The organism is Cobetia sp. (assembly GCF_983723665.1).
The window spans coordinates 1-2,814 of the sequence record NZ_CFDJES010000235.1; the positions used below are offsets into that span (position 1 = coordinate 1).

Sequence of the window (2,814 nt, forward strand, 5' to 3'; positions counted from 1 at the left end):
CCGCGACGACCAGCATCAGCACACTGTAGGCATATAGCTCCGCCTGCTCGATGCCCTGCCATAGCCCCAGCTCAGCGCCATGCCAGCAGTGACGCAAGTTGAGCGCCAACCACAAGCCGGCTGACAACAGACCGAGCACTTCGCTCAGCCCGCGCATTCGTGAGCGTGACGCGGCGCTTCCCGTATCCACGTCCGGTGCGCGCCTGGATGTCATGCGCCAGAGCATAGCGGCGCCGAGTGCAGGCAGGCCGTATGCCGGCAGAAGCCAATTGACCAGCGGCCAGCTCCCGACATCCGCCGGGTGCCAGAGCGGATTGAAGATGCCCAGCACGCCGACACTCCAGAGGATCACAGCCGCTCCGCCGACCACCAGTGCCAGCACGCGATACAGCTGCGTCCCTGTCCGCGCCTCAGCACCGGCGCCACGAGCACGCCAGGCGTAGCTTGCCGCCACCCCGGCCAGCGCCAATACCTGCAGGGAAAGCTCCGCCAGGGTGAGGCTGCCCTCGAAGGGCTTCCCACCAGTCAACATATAACGGATTTCCATCACCACCGTCGCGACGGCAAGCTGGACAACGGCACCTTCCAGCCAGCGCTGTGTCCGCGGGCGGTGGCGCATGCCGAGACTGGTCATGGCCACACAGGCCAATACCGGCAGCAGTATCTGCAGTGGCCAGTGCGCGATATCGGCATAGTCGTCATGCGCCATGCCATACATCAAGCGAGCCACGACACCCCACGCCAGCAAGCGTGACAGCTCAGCAAACACGGAGCGCGCCGCGGTATGCCCCTCGCGATACCAGCGCCATTCACAAGCGGTCAAACCCAATAGCTGCAGCGCCAGCGCCAGGGTCAGCGATGGCCCCTCCAGCACTGCCACCAGGGCAAGGAATATTCCGGCCTGCGCCGGCAGCCACAGTCCTGCGGCAAGCTGAGCGCCTTCACGCGCCTGGAAACGCATGGCACCTGCCCAGCACACCAGCCCCCAGATCAATGGCGGCAGCCCTATGTTGACTAGCCCTGTGTTGATCAGCCTCCCTGCATCATTCGCCCCGCTCGCCCATGGCATGACGTCTTGCCAGAGGGCCAGAGCCCACGCCAGCAGCGGCACCATGGTCGCCAATGCCCACCAACAGGCTGCAAGCGACCTCTCTGCTCTTTCACCCGCATCATGACGCGGTCGCCAACGCGCCAGCGACAACAGGCCGACACTCAGTATCAGCGGGCTGATCATCGCGCTGCTCGACAGCGGTGCCGTCAAAGCAAGCCCCCACACCAGCAACCAGAGTCCGTTGCCAGCAACCACCATCGACCACAGCACCGCATGGCGGCGACTAGACCAGGCAATCACCAGCATCGGCATGAGGCTAGCCAGCCACCCCCGATGCCACAGGGACACACCGGAGCCGGCCATTTCAGAAGGCGCCACCAATGAGTCAAAGGAGACGCCATGCACGAGACTGCCCAGCCAGGGCAGCCAGAGTCCCAGCACGACGCTCACTGAGACAAGCCCCCCGGCGAGCCAGTGCCGACGCAGGTCAAGAGATGCGCGCCAGGGCAACCAGGTCGCAAGTGAGGTCTTCGCCTGCCGCTCATCCTTTTCTGCGGCGCCCGTGGATGGCTCCCACACCTCCTCCCACAGATACCCCAACGCCAGCACGGCCAGCCAGACACCACCCACCCAGGGCAACAGCCCCACCAGCAATGTCGTGGCAGAGGAGATACCGAAGGGCATCAACAGCAACCACCAGGCGAGCGCTCCCACCAGACCGCCCCAATACAGCCAGCTCACCGCGACCTGGCGGTACAGCACACGACACGCTGCCGCGATCACACCCGCATACCCCAGCAACAGCAAGGTCGAGGCTTCCTGCCACTGCTGGTGAATGGGCAGCGCCAAGGGCAGAGCATATCCGCCCAACATGCCCAATGCTGCCAACCACGGCCCATGGTGCCGCGCACGCTCCAGCATCCACAGACTCAAGGCTGCCAACAGCACGAAGGTGACCGGCATGGACACCAGCGAAAGCAGAAAGTGACCAGCCAGCAGGCTCGCCGCGAGCACCAGACTGCCGGCACCGCTGACGGCGCCGGTCAGACTCGATGACTGGGACGTACGCAGTCTCAGCCACTCGGCCAATACCGTCATGCTCAGGCCGAACCCGAGACCCAGCGCCAGCCGTACCCCCGGCCCCAGCAAGCCCTGCTCAAGGGAGTACCCGACGAGCAGGATGCCTGCCATCACCAGAGACAAGGCACCCACAAGAATCATCCAGTGTTCCTGAAGCAGCGTCAGCAGACGTGACATGCCCCCCGGCAGCACCTCTGATGCCTTGCTTGCAGGGTCTGCGCCCTGCCCCTTCTCGCCTGAACGACTGGAGGCAGCGCCATGCAACAAGCGCTGAAGTAGCCGGTAGGACAGAGAGTGGCCGCCACTGGATGATGCAGTGGTCCGCGAGTCGCTGATCGATGGCGTTGCATCGGCTGCTGCCAGTCCCTCCCGGGGCGGCACTTCGGCAGGCGATTTGTCCACACCCCCTTCTTGCAAGGGGGTGTGCATAACCGGGGCGCCATGAGCAGGAAGCTCGCGAGCAAGCCTGGCCTCCATATCGCGCAGTCGCTGCTCCAGCGCCTTGATGCGCAGCATGCTGAGCCACCCCATCAAGGAACCACCCAGTACCAGCAACGCCATCATGACGCCCACCAACATCAGCTCATCCATCGCCCAGCCCGTCATCGAAGAGTCGTGCTCAGAGACTACGGCATTTTGCCTGGCACCTCATGCTGTCAGTCTCTCGGCACCGTATTTGCACA

The 2,814-nt window shown here is 64.3% G+C and carries 1 protein-coding gene; it reads right to left on the reverse strand.

Annotation, left to right across the window (positions count from 1 at the left end; all coding sequences use genetic code 11):
- Window positions 1–2,272, reverse strand: a 2,272-nt coding sequence (locus AC4FAH_RS14295; protein WP_490246280.1) for a DUF2339 domain-containing protein, incomplete at its 3' end; no start/stop codon positions are given.
- Window positions 2,273–2,814: the final 542 nt, after the last annotated feature.